The 15,605-nt window shown below is 71.2% G+C and carries 14 protein-coding genes; 8 read left to right on the top strand and 6 right to left on the bottom strand.

What is annotated here, in order from left to right; all coding sequences use genetic code 11:
* The first annotated feature begins 5 nt into the window (after positions 1-5).
* Genes BR31_RS0101385 through BR31_RS0101365 form a run of 5 tightly spaced genes read left to right on the top strand, consistent with a single transcriptional unit; the run spans position 6 to position 5,194 of the window.
* A complete protein-coding gene (locus BR31_RS0101385) occupies positions 6-596 on the top strand; it encodes a TetR/AcrR family transcriptional regulator (RefSeq protein ID WP_027499369.1) in 591 nt (196 codons plus the stop codon).
* A gap of 4 nt (positions 597-600) precedes the next feature.
* A complete protein-coding gene (locus BR31_RS27130; protein WP_051636863.1) occupies positions 601-2,127 on the top strand; it encodes a succinic semialdehyde dehydrogenase in 1,527 nt (508 codons plus the stop codon).
* Between the two features lie 8 nt (positions 2,128-2,135).
* A complete protein-coding gene (locus tag BR31_RS0101375; protein WP_231496331.1) occupies positions 2,136-3,743 on the top strand; it encodes an AMP-binding protein in 1,608 nt (535 codons plus the stop codon).
* The gene (locus BR31_RS0101370; protein WP_027499367.1) at positions 3,740-4,564 is read left to right on the top strand and encodes an SDR family NAD(P)-dependent oxidoreductase; all 825 of its coding nucleotides are present in this window, start codon (positions 3,740-3,742) and stop codon (positions 4,562-4,564) included. Before BR31_RS0101375 ends, BR31_RS0101370 begins: the two co-directional genes overlap by 4 nt.
* Before the next feature lie 33 nt (positions 4,565-4,597).
* Positions 4,598-5,194 carry a hypothetical protein gene (locus BR31_RS0101365; protein ID WP_156042327.1) on the top strand — a complete coding sequence of 199 codons (597 nt, stop codon included), beginning with the start codon at positions 4,598-4,600 and terminating at the stop codon, positions 5,192-5,194.
* A 30-nt stretch (positions 5,195-5,224) separates the two neighbouring features.
* Here BR31_RS0101365 and BR31_RS0101360 read toward each other — a convergent pair whose 3' ends face one another.
* On the bottom strand, positions 5,225-6,970 hold the full coding sequence (locus tag BR31_RS0101360) for a proline--tRNA ligase (protein ID WP_027499365.1): 1,746 nt from the start codon (positions 6,968-6,970) through the stop codon (positions 5,225-5,227).
* A gap of 59 nt (positions 6,971-7,029) precedes the next feature.
* Between BR31_RS0101360 and yaaA the strand changes: the two genes are divergently transcribed.
* Positions 7,030-7,770, top strand: coding sequence for a peroxide stress protein YaaA (yaaA, locus tag BR31_RS0101355; RefSeq protein ID WP_027499364.1), 741 nt, complete (start codon positions 7,030-7,032; stop codon positions 7,768-7,770).
* Positions 7,771-8,156: 386 nt separating this feature from the next.
* Here the strand turns inward: yaaA and BR31_RS27125 are convergent, their stop codons facing one another.
* Positions 8,157-8,885, bottom strand: a complete 729-nt coding sequence (locus BR31_RS27125; protein ID WP_051636862.1) for a class I SAM-dependent methyltransferase — start codon at positions 8,883-8,885, stop codon at positions 8,157-8,159.
* Positions 8,886-9,021: 136 nt separating this feature from the next.
* Between BR31_RS27125 and BR31_RS0101340 the strand changes: the two genes are divergently transcribed.
* Positions 9,022-9,681, top strand: coding sequence for a response regulator (locus BR31_RS0101340; protein WP_027499362.1), 660 nt, complete (start codon positions 9,022-9,024; stop codon positions 9,679-9,681).
* On the opposite strand, the gene BR31_RS27120 is transcribed toward BR31_RS0101340, so the two are convergent.
* Genes BR31_RS27120 through BR31_RS0101325 form a run of 3 tightly spaced genes read right to left on the bottom strand, consistent with a single transcriptional unit; the run spans position 9,657 to position 12,920 of the window.
* Positions 9,657-10,838: a sensor histidine kinase gene (locus BR31_RS27120; protein ID WP_051636861.1), complete on the bottom strand. Its 1,182-nt coding sequence runs from the start codon at positions 10,836-10,838 to the stop codon at positions 9,657-9,659. The genes BR31_RS0101340 and BR31_RS27120 overlap by 25 nt on opposite strands.
* A 32-nt stretch (positions 10,839-10,870) precedes the next feature.
* Positions 10,871-12,202, bottom strand: a complete 1,332-nt coding sequence (locus tag BR31_RS30410; protein ID WP_156042325.1) for an alpha/beta fold hydrolase — start codon at positions 12,200-12,202, stop codon at positions 10,871-10,873.
* Between the two features lie 52 nt (positions 12,203-12,254).
* Positions 12,255-12,920 carry a TetR/AcrR family transcriptional regulator gene (locus BR31_RS0101325; protein WP_027499360.1) on the bottom strand — a complete coding sequence of 222 codons (666 nt, stop codon included), beginning with the start codon at positions 12,918-12,920 and terminating at the stop codon, positions 12,255-12,257.
* An 84-nt stretch (positions 12,921-13,004) separates the two neighbouring features.
* On the opposite strand from BR31_RS0101325, the gene BR31_RS0101320 reads away from it, so the two are divergent.
* Entirely contained in the window at positions 13,005-14,141 is a 1,137-nt protein-coding gene (locus BR31_RS0101320) for an epoxide hydrolase family protein (RefSeq protein ID WP_027499359.1), read from the top strand.
* 60 nt (positions 14,142-14,201) lie between these two features.
* Here BR31_RS0101320 and BR31_RS0101315 read toward each other — a convergent pair whose 3' ends face one another.
* Positions 14,202-15,605 carry an MFS transporter gene (locus BR31_RS0101315; RefSeq protein WP_081830291.1) on the bottom strand — a complete coding sequence of 468 codons (1,404 nt, stop codon included), beginning with the start codon at positions 15,603-15,605 and terminating at the stop codon, positions 14,202-14,204.

The raw sequence follows: 15,605 nt of genomic DNA, 5'->3' as shown, positions 1-15,605 counted from the left end.
ACGCGATGACCACGCGCCCCGCCCCCGTCGCGCCGCCCGCTCCCCCGGCGGAGCAGGCGATGCTCGACGCCGCCAGGGACGAGTTCGAGCGCTACGGGATCCGTCGAACCAACATGGACGATGTGGCCAAGCGTGCCGGGATCAGCCGCAGCACCCTCTACCGGAAGTTCCCGAACAAGGATGCGCTGGTCGAGGTGCTGGTGCTGCGCGAGGCGGGACTGTTCTTCGATCAACTCGACGCCCTGGCCAGGGACCTGGAACCGCCGCAGGCGCTCATCGAGTGCTTTGCGCGGGGCATTGCGCTCACGCGGGAGATTCCACTACTCGGCCGGATCCTCGAGAGCGAACCGGAGATGCTGGTCGAGGTGACCACGCGGACCGAGGGAGCGCCGATCGCGGTTGCGGCCGCCCGGGTGGCAGCCGCGCTGCGACACAGCGGGGCGACCATGCCCGAGGACGACCTGCTCGCTGTCTCGGAGATCCTCATCCGCATCTCGATGTCACTGATCCTGCACCCGCACGGTCGCCTCGACACCACCGACCCCGTCGCGGTGCGCCGCTACGCCGAGAGGTACCTCGCCCGACTGGTGTGGTGACACCGTGACGGCGTCGATCGAGGCGCTGCTGCGCCAGTTGCCGCCGTCCACCGAGTTCGCCTCGGCCACGGCCCCTTTCACCGGCGAACCGCTCCCCGACGTGCCACAGACCGGCACCGAGGCGGTGGCCGCCGCTGCGCTCGCCTGCCGCGCCGCGCAGCCCGAGTGGGCTGCCCGGCCCGTGCGCGATCGCCGGCGGGTGCTGGCGCGGTTCGCGCGGCTACTGGTCGACGAGCACGACCGGCTCTGCGACCTCATGCAGTGGGAGACCGGCAAAGCCCGCGTGCACGCCGCCATCGAAGTGCAGGGCGTCGTCTCCGTGGCCCGGCACTACGCGGCCCGCGGCGGCGCATACCTGGGCGAACGGCGCGCACTCGGCGCGGTGCCCGGCCTCGTCTCGGCCCGCGTCGGGTACCGCCCGAAGGGACTCGTCGGGGTGATCGCCCCGTGGAACTACCCCCTGTTCCTGGCCGTCGGCGACGTGGTCCCGGCACTGCTCGCCGGGAACTCGGTCCTCAGCAAGGCCGATTCCCAGGCCCCGCTCACCCTGCTGCACGCGCGGCACCTGGCGGTGCGGGCGGGGGTGCCCGAGGCCGTGTGGCAGGTGGTCGCCGGACCGGGGAGCCGGCTCGGGCCCGCCCTGATCGACGCGGTGGACCACATGAGCTTCACCGGCTCGACATCGACGGGGCGCGATATCGCGCGTCGCTGCGCCGACCGCCTGATCGGGGCCTCGCTCGAGCTCGGGGGCAAGAACCCGATGATCGTCTGCGCGGACGCCGACCTGCGGGCCGCCGCCCGCGGCGCCGTGCAGGCCGCCTTCTCCAACGCCGGGCAGATGTGCATCGGTATCGAGCGAATCTACGTCCACGAGAAGGTGTTCGAGAGGTTCCGCGACGAGCTCGTCCGCCGCACCGCGCGGCTGCGACTCGGCGCCGGATACGGCTACGACGTGGACATGGGCTCGCTCACCTCGCGCAGGCAGCTGGACGTCACGCGGAGCCACGTGGCCGACGCCCTCGCCAAGGGCGCGACCGTCGCGACCGGCGGCCGGGCCCGGCCCGACCTCGGCCCGTTCTTCCACGAGCCCACCGTGCTGACCGGCGTCACCGCCGAGATGACGGTGTACGCCGAGGAGACCTTCGGGCCGGTGGTCTCCCTCTACCCGGTGACCTCGGAGGCGGAGGCGATCCGCCTCGCGAACGAGGGCGACTACGGCCTCAGCGCCAGCGTCTGGACCCGGGACCTGCGGCGGGGGCGCCGGATCGCGGCCCAGGTGGTCGCGGGCGCGGTGAATGTCAACGACGGCTACCTGTCCGCGATCGCCTCGCTCGGCGCGCCGATGGGCGGGATGCGCACCAGCGGCACCGGGCGCAGGCACGGCCGCGAGGGCATCGTCCGCTACACCGAGCCGCAGACGGTCACCACCCAGCGCATCGGCACCGCCTATCCCGATCGATTCCGCGGGCCCTTGCTCCGCGCGATGAACGCGGGAACCCGTGCGCTGCTGGCGATTCGACACCGATCATGAGGAGAACGATGCGATTCCTCGACGAGGCGCTCGCCGCGGGCACGCTCTGGCGAGCGGGCGCGGTGCCGCGTGACCCACGGGCCCTGGCCGCCGGCTCCCGCGCGGTCGTCCGGCTCGGGCCGTTCGGCGGTCTTCCCGCCTTCGGGGCGGCGGCCCACCCGGACCGAGTCGCCCTCGTGGACGACCGGGTTCAGCTCACGTTCGCCGAGTTCGCGCGGCGCACCCACCGACTGGCACACGCGCTGCGGTCGCGACTGCCCGCGCCCCAACCGGGGATCGGCATCCTGTGCCGCAATCACGCCGATGCCGTCGTCGCGCTCTGCGCGGCGTCGGCGGCCGGCGCCCGAGTGGTGCTGCTCAACTCGGATTTCGGCCCGCGCCAGGTGGCCCAGGTGGCCGCCCGCGAGCGACTGGACGCGCTGGTCTACGACGAGGAGTTCACCACCGCGGCATCGGGTTTCGACGGCCCGCGGTGGTGCGCCTGGACCGAGGACGCCCAGGCGGAGAGCTCGCTGGCCGCCCTGCTGACCGGCGAGTCCGCCGCGCTGCCTGCCCGGCCGCCTCGGCCCCCGGCGCTGGTGGTGCTCACCAGCGGGACCAGCGGGCTGCCCAAGGGCGCCCCGAGGTCGCAGGCCCCGTCCCTGCTGGTCCCCGCAGGCCTGCTCAGCAAGATCCCGCTTCGTGGCGGCGAGCGGGTGCTGCTGTCCGCGCCGGTTTTTCACGGCTGGGGCCTGATCGTCGCGACGCTCACCCTCACCCTGGGGTCAACGCTGGTGCTGCACCGCCGGTTCGACGCCGGGCGGGTGCTGGCGGACCTGCAGCGGCAGCGCTGCTCCACCCTGGTCGCGGTGCCGACCATGCTGCGGCGGCTGGTCGCGCTCGGTGACGCGATTGCCTCGGCCGACCTGTCCGCGCTGCGGATCGTCGCGAGCGGCGGCGCGCGGCTCGACGGCGCCCTGGTCGCCCAGGTCACCGAGTCGCTCGGCCCGGTGCTGCACAACCTCTACGGCTCCACCGAGGCCTCGTACATCAGCATCGCGACGCCAGAGGACCTGGCCGTGGCCCCTCACTGCGCGGGAATCCCGGCGCGCGGCACCGTCGTCCGCATCGCCGACGACGGCGGCGCGGGCGCACCGGCCGGCGCCGAAGGCCGCATCCTCGTCCGCACGCCCGGCCAGATCGACGCGTACACCGACGGCACCACGGGAAGCGATTCCGACGGGTTCCTCGACACCGGTGACCGCGGCCACCTGGACGCCGCCGGTCGCCTGTTCGTGGCGGGCCGCTCCGACGCCATGATCGTCTCCGGCGGCGAGAACGTCTTCCCGGAGGAGCTCGAGTTGACGCTGCTCGCGCATCCGGAGGTGGCGGACGCCGCCGTCACGCCGGTGCCCGATGCCGACTTCGGACATCGACTGCGCGCCTATCTCGTCCGTGCCGACGCCCCCGCCGGTCGGGACGCGCTCGACGAGCAGGCGGTCCGCCGGTACCTCGCCGCGGAACTGCCCCGATCGCGGATGCCGCGCGAGATCGTGTTCGTCGACGACCTCTCGCGGGGCTCGACGGGCAAGCTCACCCGCCGCACACTCGACGAACTGCAGGAGGAACACCGATGAGGCACATGGATCTGACGGGCCGGGTGGTGGTCGTCACCGGCGGGGCACGAGGCATCGGCCGCGCCACCGCGACCGCGCTGCGCGACGCGGGGGCCCTGGTCGCGATCGGCGACATCGACGAGACCGAGGTGGCCCGCACGGCCACGCAGCTCGGCGTACTGGGCTCCGTTCTGGACGTCACCGATCCGAAATCGGTGTCGTCGTTTCTCGCCCGGGTCGAATCGGCACTGGGCAGGCCATGGGGATGGGTGAACAACGCGGGCATCATGCCGCTCGGCGCGCTGCTCGAGCAGGACGACGCCATCGTCGACGCGGCGGTGGACGTCAACCTGCGCGGCGTCCTGCACGGCACCCGCGCCGCAGGACGAGCGATGACCTCGGCAGGCGGCGGACGGATCGTCAACATCGCCTCGATCGCCGGCGCCATCCCGGCCCCCGGCATGGCCGTGTACAACGCGACCAAGGCCGCGGTGCTCTGCTTCGGCGACGCCGCCGATGCCGAGCTGTCCGCGGCCGGGGTGCGCGTGTCGACGGTGCTGCCGTCGTTCACGAACACCGCGCTGCTGGACGGCACCCACCCCGGCCGACTGCTCACCCCGATCCCGCCGGAGACGGTCGCCGACGCCGTCGTCGCGACGTTGCGGTCCGGTCGGCGCCGGGCGGTCGTCCCGCGCCGGCTGTCCGGTTCGCTGCTGTGGCCGCTGTTCCCGCGGCCGCTAGCGCGCCTGCTGCGGCGGGCGACCGGGCTCGACCGGGTGTTCCTTGACATCGATTCCGGTCGCGCCGCGTACGACGCACGGATCCGCGGCGGGTCCACGTAGATCCTGGCGCGGCGACGCGTGTGAGAGCATCCGGTGTCAGAACCACCACTCGAGCCGAGGGACCGCTTCCGGATGTTCACCGCCGTCGCACTGCTGGCCGTTGCCGCGGGCGGCTACCTCGGCTACCGGCGGCTGCGCCGCGATCCCGCGCTGCGCGCCGACCTGTGGGCCCGGGTCCGGACGCACGCGCTGGCGGCCGGACTGTTGACGCTGGCCGCCGTGGCGGTGTGGCGGGGTCCGGCGGGCGAGACCGCACTGGTCCTCGCATCCGCGGCCGTGCTCGTCCTCCCCCTCGCCGCGCGAGCCACCGCGCAGGACAGGGCCGAGGTGCGCGAGCGCACGCGGCGCTCCCAGCTGGGCCTCGAACCGCGCAGGCCACTGGTCAACGTCGCCGTGCTGCAGGCGCGTTGGGTGGCCGCGGGGGCACTCGCGTACTTCTGTATCGGGGGTTTCCGCGGCTTCGTCGCGCTCACCGCGGTCCTCTCACAGCACGTTCCCGGCTCCGGCTGGGTGCTGTCCGCGGTCGTCGCGGCGACCGCGGCGGCCGGGGTCGCCCACGTCAACGTGCAACGGCGCCGGCTGGCAGCGGAGGACGCCCGCCTCGACGCACTGGACCAGGCCGTCGGCTGACGGCCCGGTCCGGTACTGCTGTCTTGTGTGTCAGCCGCGGACGGCGGCGAGCACCTCGGCGAGCGCGGTCCCGGCAGGGACCTCCCTGGACTCGCCGGTGAAGCGGTCCCGCAGCTCCACGTTGCCCTCGGCGAACCCGCGGCCGACGACGACCACCAGCGGCACGCCGAGCAGCTCGGAGTCCTTGAACTTCACGCCGGGCGAGGCCTTGCGGTCGTCCAGGATCACCGACAGTCCGGCCCGGTCCAGCTCCGCGGCGAGCGCCTCGGCGCCCTCGCGTGCAGCATCGTCCTTGTTCGCGATCACCAGGTGCACGTTCGCGGGCGACACCTCGGCAGGCCAGCGCAGGCCCTTGTCGTCGTGCTGCTGCTCGGCCATCACCGCGACCAGCCGCGAGACGCCGATGCCGTACGAGCCCATCGTCGGACGGACCGGCTTGCCGTTCTCGCCCAGCACGTCGACACCGAACGCGTCGGTGTACTTGCGGCCGAGCTGGAAGACGTGGCCCACCTCGATGCCGCGGGCGGCGACCAGCGGCCCGGCACCGTCGGGCGAGGGGTCGCCATCGCGCACCTCGGCGGCCTCGATGGTGCCGTCCGGGGTGAAGTCGCGGCCGGCGACGAGGCCGACGACGTGCTTGCCCTCCTCGTCGGCGCCGGTGATCCAGCTGGTGCCGTCGACGACTCGGGGATCGACGAGGTAGCGGATGCCGTTGGCCTGCAGTGCCTTCGGCCCGATGTAGCCCTTGACCAGGAACGGGTTGTTCTTGAAGTCGGTCTCGGTGATCAGCACGTACTCGGCGGGCGTGAGCGCCGCCTCGAGGCGCTTCTCGTCGACCTCGCGGTCACCGGGGATGCCGATGCCGAGCAGCTCCCATTCGCCGCCGGGCACGCGGGTCTTGACCATGATGTTCTTCAGCGTGTCCGCAGCGGTGACCGTCTTGCCGAGGTCCGCGCCGTTGGCCCAGTCGACCAGCGACTCGATGGTCGGGGTGTCCGGGGTGTCGTACACCTTCGCCTCGGGCTGCCCGTCGAACGGGATCGCGGCGGGCGCGAGGGTCTTGACGGCCTCGACGTTCGCGGCGTAGCCGGACTCGACGCACCGGACGTAGGTGTCCTCACCGATCGGGCTCTCCGCCAGGAACTCCTCCGAGGCGCTGCCACCCATCGCACCCGAGGTCGCGGAGACGATCACGTACTTGACGCCGAGCCGCTGCAGGATGCGCTCGTAGGCGTCGCGGTGCGCCTGGTAGGACGCCGACAGGCCCTCGTCGGTGAGGTCGAAGGAGTAGGAGTCCTTCATCACGAACTCGCGGCCGCGCAGGATGCCCGCACGCGGACGCTCCTCGTCGCGGTACTTGGTCTGCACCTGGTACAGGGTGACCGGGAAGTCCTTGTACGAGTTGTACTCGCCCTTCACGGTGAGCGCGAACAGCTCCTCGTGGGTGGGGCCGAGCATGTAGTCGTTGCCCTTGCGGTCCTTGAGGCGGAACAGGCCCGCGCCGTACTCGGTCCAGCGGTTCGACGTCTCGTAGGGCTCGCGCGGGAGCAGCGCGGGCAGCAGGATCTCCTGCGCGCCAATGGCATCCATCTCCTCGCGGACGACCCGCTCGACCTCGCGCAGAACCCGGAGGCCCAGCGGCAGCCAGGAGTACACGCCCGGCGCGATGCGCCGCACGTAGCCGGCGCGGACGAGCAGCTTGTGGCTGGCGACCTCGGCGTCGGCCGGGTCGTCGCGGAGCGTGCGGAGGAACAGCTGAGACAGGCGGGTGATCACGGGGTATCAGGATAGTCGGCCCACGGTGCGTGACCCCCCGCCCGGTACCGTTACCGCTCGTGCTGGTGCTGCTTCCCCCCTCCGAGACCAAGTCCGACGGCGGCAAGGGCGCCCCCCTCGACCTGGGCGAGCTGTCGCTGCCCAAGCTCACCGCGACCCGCGAGGTGCTGGTGAACGCGCTCGTCGAGCTGGCCGCCGACGTCGAGGCGTCGAGCCTCGCGCTGGGGCTGAGCGCCGGGCAGTCCGACGAGATCGCCCGCAACGCGGCGCTGTGGACCTCGGCGACGCGTCCGGCGTTGGAGCGCTACACGGGGGTGCTGTTCGACGCCCTCGACGCGAAGTCGTTCACCCGGGCGCAGAAGGCGAAGGCGTTGACCCGCCTCGCGGTCGGCTCCGCGCTGTTCGGGGTGGTCCGCGCGGGCGACCCGATCCCGGCCTACCGGCTGTCCGGCGGCTCGAAGCTGCCCGGGATGGGCACCCTGCAGTCGGTGTGGAAGCCGGAGCTGACCTCGGCGCTCGAGGCGGAGGCCGACGGCCTGGTGGTGGACCTGCGCTCGGGCACCTACCAGCAGCTGGGCCCGGTGCCCGCTGCGGTGATCGCCACCGTGCTCACCGAGAAGCCGGACGGCAGTCGCTCGGTGGTCAGCCACTTCAACAAGCATCACAAGGGCCTGCTCGCCCGTGCGCTGGTCGTCTCGCGGGCGGAGCCGTCCGACGTGAAGGGCGTCGCCAGGGTCGCGGCCAAGGCCGGGCTGCGGGTCGAGATCGCCTCCGAGCGGGAGCTGATCATCCTGACGTGAGCGGCTCCGCCGCCCGTGCGCGAGTTTCACCCCGATGGGGGTACAAATCGCTCACCGCGGCGTAGCCGCCTCACAGCGAGGCCTGATGTATGCGCAGCTCCACAGGCCCGCTGCGACTGCGACGATGACCGCGCTGCCGGACCCCATGCTCGCCGCCTGGTGGAAGAGCAACCACACTCCCCCGGCCCACACGACGAAGCCGGCCACCCACCGCGGTCCCGGCGCCGTGCTCGAGTGCGATGTCCGTGTAGAGAGCCGACGCCAGACCACCGAGCTGAATCCCCACGTCCCGATCACCGTCACCACCATCGCCGCGAGAAACCACCAGACCGCCGGGGCCTCGGGCCGATCGGTGAGGGCTACCACAGGCCACACTCCGACATCCCTCAGGCGGTGATCGGTTCGGCGCAGGGGTTCTCGCCGTCGACACGTGGATCGGGTTGGGCCGCTACCGGTTTCGTCAGCGTCCAGGCGTATGCGGGCGGGAGGTTGGTCCAGACCGTCACGCGATCCTGGCGGAAGCGCGCGCGGAACTCGGCGAGCGCCCGCGCGCTGCCGAGGCGGTGTCGCCGGTGCCGGTCCCCGGCGAACCGGTCGACCGCCGCACCTCCGAGGTACGAGAAGTAGGTGATGCGGCCTCCGGGCTCGAGTACCCCGTCGAGGGCGTCGCAGATCGCCCGCGTCTCGTTCTCGGTGAAGTTCGCGAACGGGACTCCGACCACGATGGCGTCGTACCGGTCGGTGGCCGGGAGGTCGACGATATCGGCCTGGTGGATCACGATCCGCCCCGCACGGGCGCGGAGCGCGGGATCGACGCCGATCGCCCCTCGGAGGTACTCGGCGAGGCGCGGGTTCCGCTCGATGCAGGTCAGGGTGTCGTCCGGGCCGATGCGTGCCGCGATCTCCCGGCTCAGGGCCCCGGTCCCCGCACCGACCTCGAGGATCGACAGCGCGGCATCGGTGGACCGCGCGATCGACGCGGTCAGCGCGCGTGCCAGCCGTGGACTGCTCGGCGCGATCGCGCCCGTCGTGCGCAGGTCCCGGCCTGCCTCTGCGGCAAACAGTGCGTGACCGCCCCATCGTGTCGGCGAGACTCTGGCGGCAAGGTTCGTCATGTACCCACAGTGCGGGCGCCGCCCGGTGTGCCGCATCGGCAATCCGGGCACCGCCACCCCCGACGAAAGTCGGTGGGGCCCGGCCATCGGTCGAAACATCCGATCCCCGAGCCGATTCCGCAGGTACATTCGCATCGTGATCTCCATCCTCGTCGTCGACGACGATCCGTTCGTGCGCCAGGGATTGGCCGACATGATCGCCACCGACGACCAGCTGTCCGTCGTCGCGCACGCGTCGGACGGCGCCGAGGCGGTGCGAGTCGTTCGGTCCCGTGACGTCGACGTCGTACTGATGGACATCCGGATGCCGACGATGGACGGCATCGAGGCGACCCGCCGGATCGCGGCACTGCCGTCCCGCCCGCGAATCCTGGTGCTCACCACGTTCGATCTGGACCAGCACGTGTACTCGGCCCTCGCGGCAGGCGCCGACGGATTCCTGCTCAAGGAGACACCTCCCGCGGAAATCCTCCGAGCCGTCCACGTCGTTGCCGCGGGCGGTTCGATGTTGCATCCCGGCGCGGCGCGGGCCCTCATCGACCGGTTCCACCAGCAGACAGCGGAGTCCGCGCAGGCCGCGGCCGAGCGCATCGCGCGGCTCACCCCGCGCGAGACGCAGGTGCTCGGCCGGGTCGCACGTGGGGATTCCAACGCCGACATCGCGGACACGCTGTCGATGCGCGAGAGCACCGTCAAGGCGCACGTCAGTCGGATTCTCGCGGCGTTGGAGGTCTCGAACCGGGTGCAGGCGGCGCTGGTGGCGCGGGACGCTCAGCTGCTCGGCGAGTCCGGCTGACCGCCTGGCCAGGGCGAGCTGGCGAACACCCGGAATCCGCCGTCGGAAGTCGGTCCGTGCTCAAAGGTGCCCTCCGCGACCTCGACGCGCTCGCTCAGTCCCTCGAGCCCCGTTCCTGACCCGCCCATTGACCGGGTCGCCGATGACTGCGGCGGGGCGGCGTTGACGATCTCGACGGTGAGACGGTGACAGGGGGCTCCGTGGATCGTGATCCTGGTGGCGGCGCCTGCCGCGTGCTTGTGGATGTTCGTCAGCGCCTCCTGGGTCACGCGATAGGCCGCGTGCGCCAGCACGGACGGCGCCGGATGGTCCAGGTCCGCGCGGATGTCCTCCACGATCGGGATCCCCGCGGCGCGAGAGGCGGCGATGAGCGCAGGGATGTCCCGCAGCAGCGGCTGCGGCGGTTCCGGCTCGGGGTCGTCGGACGTGTCCCGGAGCACGCCGAGCACGCCGCGCAGATCCTGGAGTGCACCTCGGGCGGTGTCGGCGATCAAGACCGCGCTGCGGTGCACGCGGTCGGCGTCCGGCTCGCGGGCCAGCTGCAGGGCGCCGGCGTGCAGCGCGATCAGCGTGACCTTGTGCGCCACCACGTCGTGCATCTCGCGGGCGATGCGGCTGCGTTCGGCCAGCCGTGCCTGGGCCGCTCGTGCCTCGCGTTCGGCTTCCGCCTGACGCACGCGATCGTGAAGTCCGTCCAGGTAGGCGCGGCGCAGGCCGATGTAGGCGCCGAGAACGGCGAAGGCCGCGACTGCGAACAACGTCGAGCCGAGCGCGGTCGGATAGTCCTCCCCAGCGCGCCGGAGAACCACCGAGGTGGCGTCGGTCAGCGCGCCGACAACGGCCAGGATCCACAGCCATCGATCACGGCGGCGAACCGCGAGGGTGCAGATGGCGATGAGCATCATGAGATTCGACCCGGACAGCGCACAGACGAGGATGCCGACGCACGTGATCGCGATCGGATACCGGCGGCGCCACCACAGCGTCGTGGCGCCGGTGACCGATATGGCCAGCAACCAGATCGCCTGTGCCGAGTGGTCGTCCGACTGCACGAACCGCCCGACCAGGACCACGACCGTCGCGGCCGCCAGCGCGATGTCACGAATCCGCGGAAGGCGCGGCCCGAGCTTGCGGCGATACTCCTCGAGGACGATCACCCGCCGAGTATGTCGCGTATCCGGTCCCGAAATCAGCTGGTCCAGCGTCCGGGCGGCGGATCCATGGAGGTGTAGGCCGGGAGCGGAAGGGGCTGATCGCTCAGGAAGGTCTCGAGGAGACCCGTATAGACCTCGGGCTGGTCCGTCGAGACGCCGTGGCCTGCACCCTGGACGTCCACCAGCGTGGAGTTCGGGAAGGTGTCGCGGTACTCGCGCGAGACCGGCCAGCGCAGGAAGTCGCATTGGGCCGCCATGACCAGGACGGGAACCTGCGCCTGCGTCAGGGCGGGCCTGGGATCCGGGATGGAATCGAAATCGGCGGTCGTCATCTGGTTGACGTAGAAACCCTGCGGGTTGCTGTGGGGTGGCGTGGTGACCTCGCGCGAGCACGAGGCCCCGTCGCGTCCGGTGAGGGCGACCTCGTGCATCCACGAGTCGGCTTCCGCGTCGGGGACGAACGCATGCGCCGCATTGGGATTCACGCCCATCAGCAATGACTGGGTGAGAATGCGCGGGTTGCCCATCAGTTCGTCGTACCGGGCCTGCTGGGCGGGATCCATCTCGTGCCAGGGCTCCCCCACACCATCGGGAAATGCGGTCGGCCAGATCGCCCCCGGCGCGACGAAGACGGCCTTCGCGACACGATCGGGGTGCGCTGAGATGTACTGCGCCGTCAGCGATCCGCCCCAGGAACGTCCGACGAGGATGAGCTGCTCGGCACCGAGTTCTTGCCTGATCGCTTCGAGGTCGGCCACCTGGCGCTGCACGGTGTACTCGGTGACATCGTCGAGTCGGGTCGAGCGGCCCGCCCCCACCTGGTCGTATGCATAGACGTCGAATCCCTCGGCGGCGAGCTCGGCGCCGCCGACCGGTATACCCTCACCCGGGGTTCCCGGTCCGCCGTGCACGAAGATCACCGGCGGTTTCGGGGTCGGGAGTTCGGCGGCCGGGGCGTGGACGTAGGCGATTCGCGACCCCGTCGGCAGGTCCCAGTACCGGACGGCCGAGGGCGCGTCGGCTTCCGGCTGCGCGGGGAACGGACTGAGAATCGTCGACGCTGCCACCGTGGCGATCGCGACGCCGACCACCGCGCTCAGTACGGCCGCGCCCACCTTCGTGCGGCGCGCCCCCGTCAACCGAAATCCCCACCAGCTCATCAGGAAGCAGAGGGCAACGGCGACCACCAGCCCCGCGCCGAGGAACAGCGCGGGCGTGTCAACCACGAGCGCCACCAGGCCCACCGCCAGCACTCCGCCGACGACGGCCACCACGACTCCGACGGCGATGATCACCACTCCAAGGGCGATACGCCACCGACTGCGGACCTTCGTCGGCGGTGCCGATTCTCGTGGCTCGACCGTCATCGCAGGTCCTGTCCCCTTCATGGCCTGTTAGTCGCGCCGTACTGGACGGTTGTTACACGCCGCCGGCCTCCCGGTTCCACCGCGACCCGAACTCCCCCGCCTGTGGTGGCGGGCCAGGCAGATCCCCGCTCGCGGCGAGACCGTCGACGAGCAGGGCGAGGTGACGGCGGCGCAATTGCCGGGTCCGGTCCTGGTCCGGAATCCGGATGGCGGCACAACCCTCGAGGAGCAGCCCCAGATCCAGGGTGACGATGTCGGCACGCAATCTCCCCGTCGCGTGCGCCCGTTCGACAAGGGCGGCGGTCAGCTCGTGGGAACGCATGGCGTCGTGGCCCATCTCCTCGGTCGGGGTGAACGCCCCCGCCAGGTGCACCGTCAGCGAGTGCACATCGGCGTCGACCACCCTCTCCAGAAATCCGGTCAGTCCGTGCCACGCGTCGGCATCCTCGAGCGCCTTCTCCGCCTCGGCGATGTAGCGACGCAGGCCGTCGTGACACAGCGTGCGCAGGAGGTCCTCCTTACCCGGATACCGGCGGTAGAGCGCGCCGATCCCGACACCGGCCCGCTGCGCCACCGCGGTGATGGGCGCCTTCGGATCAGACAGGAACACCTCCCGCGCCGCCTCGAGGATGACTCCGTCGTTGCGGGCCGCCTCCTGTTTGCGTCCCGGCAGACCGGGCCTGCCCTCGCGAACTGCGCTTTCAGTCGATTTCGGCATGAACCGACGATAACACTGGAACGGAATGATCCGATCTGTTACGTTCTAACGGAACCGAATATTCCGTTCTAATTAGGAGCAGCCGTGAACGACATCCGCCCCTTCACCGTCGACGTCCCGCAGGCCCAGCTCGACGACCTGCACGACCGGCTGCGCCGCACCTTGTGGCCGAACGAACTGCCGGGCGTCGCCGACTCGTACGGCGTGCCGAACGACCGGGTCCGCGCGCTCGCCGCCCGATGGCTCGACGGATTCGACTGGCGGGCCCTCGAGGCGAGGATCAACTCGTACCCGCAGTTCGTCACCGAGATCGACGGTGAGGACATCCACTTCCTGCACATCCGGTCGTCACGGCCGGATGCCACCGCGCTGGTGCTGACGCACGGATGGCCCGGGTCGATCGTCGAGTACCTCGATGTCATCGCCCCGCTCACCGAACCGGAGTCCCCCGACGCACCCGCGTTCCACCTGGTGATCCCGTCGATCCCGGGCTTCGGCTTCTCCGGGCCCACCCGCAGCACCGGCTGGAACCGGTACCGCACCGCGCAGGCTTGGATCGAGCTGATGCACCGGTTGGGCTACCAGTCCTACGGCGCGGTCGGCAACGACGGCGGGTCGATGATCGCGCCCGAGATCGGCCGCCGAGACCCGTCGAGCGTTGTCGGCGTGCACGTCACCCAGCTGTTCTCGTTCCCCTCCGGCGATCCGTCCGAATTCGAGGGACTCTCCGAGGCCGACCAGGCCGCCCTCGAGCACCTGCAGTGGTTCCACACGAACAAGATGGCGTTCAACACGCTGCACAGCCAGCAGCCGCAGACCCTCGCGTTCGCCCTCGCCGACTCCCCCGTCGGGCTACTCGCATGGAACGCACAGCTTTTCGGCGAGGGCCTCGATGCGGACTTCGTCCTCGCGAACGTCGCGATCTACTGGCTGACCGGGACCGCCGGCTCCTCGACCAGGTTCTACTACGAGGATGCCCACGCCACCGAGCACCCGACCACGCCGACCACCACACCAACGGGTCTGGCGATGTTCGCCGGTGACTTCCAGTCGATCCGCCGGTTCGCCGAGCGCGACCACAGCAACATCATCAGCTGGAATTCCTACGACACCGCCGGGCCGAGCGGCGGCGCGAACGATGCCGCCGGGCACTACGCCGCGCACGAGGCACCCGAGATCCTGGTCGGCGACATCCGCCAGTTCTTCGCCCAGCTGGCCTGACCGAACGTCCGGTCACGCACTCGGAGGTGTCCCCACGGGAACACCTCCGAGGCGCGTCGCCTACGACTCCTGGGCCGCCTTCTCCGCAGCCTGCGCCTGGGCGACCTGCTGCGGGGTGAACCGGATGAACAGGGCCACGACGGCGGCGAGGGCGGCGAAGATCGCGCAGCCGAGGAGGGCGGTCGTGTAGCCCTCGCTGAGCGCGAACAGCTGATTCGCGTTCATCGTCGACGCCACGCCGGAGGTGCCGCCGAGCGAGAGCGTCTTGGACGTGGCCATCGCGCCGACGATCGCCAGCCCGATCGGGCCGAAGAGCACCTGAGCCACCTGGGCGATCGCGGACAGCGGGCCGATCTCGTGCTGCCCGACCCCCGCGATCGCACACAGCGGCAGCGGCACCACCGCGAGGCCGACACCGAACCCGACGCCGACCACCAGCATGAACAGGTTGCCCATGTAGGTCGCGGAGGTGTCCAACGTGGAGCCGTACAGCAAGCCGAGTGTGGTCAGGACCGTGCCCGCGACGATCAGCCACCGGGGCTGGACGCGGACGGCGAGCTTGGACGCCACGAATGCGGCGGCGCCGAGGCCGAAGGCGAACGGCACGAACGCCATGCCCGCGGCGAGCGGGCTGTACCCGAGGATGTCCTGCACGAACAGCGCCACGAACGGCGCCAGGCTGAACATCACCGCACCGACCAGTGCGATCGCGATGAAGGTGGCCACCCGGTTCCGGTTCCGGAACAGCGAGAACGGCAGCAGCGGATTCTCCGCCTTGCGCTCGACCATCAGGAACGCCGCCAGCATGCCAAGCCCCACGACCAGCGCCGCGACCACCGGCGCGCTCGTCCAGCCCATCTCCGCGCCCTCGGTGAACCCGAAGACCACGCCGGTGCAGCCCAGGGTCGCGAGCACCGCGCCGGGCACGTCCAGCTTGAGCCGCTCGGCGCCGGTCTCCACCAGCGAACGGAAGGCGAGCGCGATGATCAACAGGCCGATCGGCACGTTGATCAGGAAGATCCAGCGCCAGGACACCTCGGTCAGCGCGCCGCCGACGATCAGTCCGGTCACGGAGCCGACGCCGGTCATCGCCGCGAAGATCGCGATCGCCTGATTGCGGACCGGGCCGGGCGCGAACGTCGTCGCCACCAGGGCCAGCGCCGTCGGCGACGCGATCGCCGCACCGACGCCCTGCAGCGCACGCGCCGCGATCAGCGAGATCTCGCCGGTGGCCAGCCCGCAGACGAGCGAGGCCACCGTGAACAGCACCACGCCGCCGATGAAGACCCGTTTGCGTCCGAACGCGTCGCCGAGCCGTCCGCCGAGGAGCATCAGGCCGCCGTAGGTCAGCGCGTAGGACGTGATCACCCAGTTCCGGCCCGCGTCGCTGAGGTCGAGGTCCTGCTGGATCCGGGCCAGTGCCAGCGACGCGACGGTCCCGTCGAGCACCATCATCAGCTGCAT

This window comes from Rhodococcus sp. UNC363MFTsu5.1, assembly GCF_000686785.1.
GTDB classification, from domain to species: Bacteria; Actinomycetota; Actinomycetes; order Mycobacteriales; family Mycobacteriaceae; genus Rhodococcus_G; species Rhodococcus_G maanshanensis.
Note: the sequence above shows the minus strand (reverse complement) of the source record. Positions and strands in the feature narration are given on the sequence as shown.

Excerpts from the sequence above, each read along its gene's own strand:
- BR31_RS0101375 (WP_231496331.1), top strand. The coding sequence starts at position 2,136 with ATGCGATTCCTCGACGAGGCGCTCGCCGCGGGCACGCTCTGGCGAGCG.
- BR31_RS0101370 (WP_027499367.1), top strand. The coding sequence starts at position 3,740 with ATGAGGCACATGGATCTGACGGGCCGGGTGGTGGTCGTCACCGGCGGG.
- BR31_RS0101315 (WP_081830291.1), bottom strand. The coding sequence starts at position 15,605 with ATGCAGCTGATGATGGTGCTCGACGGGACCGTCGCGTCGCTGGCACTG.
- BR31_RS0101325 (WP_027499360.1), bottom strand. The coding sequence starts at position 12,920 with ATGCCGAAATCGACTGAAAGCGCAGTTCGCGAGGGCAGGCCCGGTCTG.
- BR31_RS30410 (WP_156042325.1), bottom strand. The coding sequence starts at position 12,202 with ATGACGGTCGAGCCACGAGAATCGGCACCGCCGACGAAGGTCCGCAGT.
- BR31_RS27125 (WP_051636862.1), bottom strand. The coding sequence starts at position 8,885 with ATGACGAACCTTGCCGCCAGAGTCTCGCCGACACGATGGGGCGGTCAC.
- BR31_RS0101385 (WP_027499369.1), top strand. The coding sequence starts at position 6 with ATGACCACGCGCCCCGCCCCCGTCGCGCCGCCCGCTCCCCCGGCGGAG.